Here is a 1,111-nt window from a genome sequence, read left to right as displayed (position 1 = left end):
CTGGGGTATTCAGCTGACCGGCCTAGCTTGATGTCCGCCAGGGCCGGCTGACGGCGGGGAATTCCAGGCTTGGAGTGTGTTCGCCGCCGGTAGGCGGGATCGGGTGGGTTGCTTTGGGCCAGGGCTCCGCGACCAGTCCCCGGTAGCGCACCGGGGCATGTGCGACGGCGAGTTGCAGCACGCGGAAGAAGACCAGGCCCGGGCTTGAGGCTTTGCGGCGGTTGAAACGGAAGATGAACTCATTGAGGTATGCCTGCAGGTGTGCATCGCCGACGGATCCTTGGTGTGTGCTCAGCAGCCAGCGTTTGGCTAACGAAATGACCCGGTGGACCGCTGGCAGCAGTGCCCCCGGGTCCTCGCCACGGGCACGGGCTGCGAGTTGGCTGCGTGCCTCGTGGGCATATCCGAGCTGGTCGATGCGCCAGTAGCCGGCCCAGCCATCGGTGATGACCAAGGAACCTGGCTCAACATTGTCCAGCACGAAGTGTTCCAGCGACGGCGCCGTGGCATTCTTCAATACCGCCATGCGCGCGCGGCCGAAACCTTCCGTCTCAAGGACCTCAACGGCGACGCCAACCAAGGTCTTCTTGCCGCGGGCACGCCCTCCAGCCAGCCCGGGTTCGTGGCCGCCGATAAATGCTTCATCGACCTCGACGACACCGGCTAAACGTTCCCGGCCCGGACGCACCAGCACCGATCTCAACCTGTGCAGCATTGCCCATGCCGTCGGATACGAGCCGATTCCCAGACCCCGTTGGAGACCCTGGGCCGAGATGCCGTTCTTCTGCACGGCAAACATCCAGCAGGCCGCGAACCAGACTGTCAGCGGTGTCCTGCGGCGGTCGAAGAGGGTTCCCGCAGTGACGGCAATTCGGGTGCCGCAGGCGCCGCATTTGTGCCGCCCATCCGCCATTAGCCAACCGCCGGAATGCGCACAGCGTGGGCACACAAAGCCATTCGGCCAGCGCAGCCAATCCAGATAGTCCAGACAATCAGCGTCGGTCGCAAACCATGCACGGAACTCACCAGCAGAGCGCGGGTAATCCACCCCAGCCCGGGGTCGAAGCTCGATCACCCCTCTATTTTAGGCCGGTCAGCTGAATACCCCAGA

The 1,111-nt window shown here is 64.1% G+C and carries 1 protein-coding gene; it reads right to left on the bottom strand.

Annotated elements, in window-relative coordinates:
• Nucleotides 1-22 precede the first annotated feature (22 nt).
• Nucleotides 23-1,075 (bottom strand): IS1595 family transposase, encoded by a 1,053-nt coding sequence (locus QMG25_RS20305; RefSeq protein ID WP_502866466.1) that lies wholly within the window; start codon nt 1,073-1,075, stop codon nt 23-25.
• Nucleotides 1,076-1,111: the final 36 nt, after the last annotated feature.

The sequence above is a fragment of the Arthrobacter sp. H35-D1 genome (assembly GCF_030063185.1).
In the GTDB taxonomy this organism is placed as follows: Bacteria; Actinomycetota; Actinomycetes; order Actinomycetales; family Micrococcaceae; genus Specibacter.
Note: the sequence above shows the minus strand (reverse complement) of the source record. Positions and strands in the feature narration are given on the sequence as shown.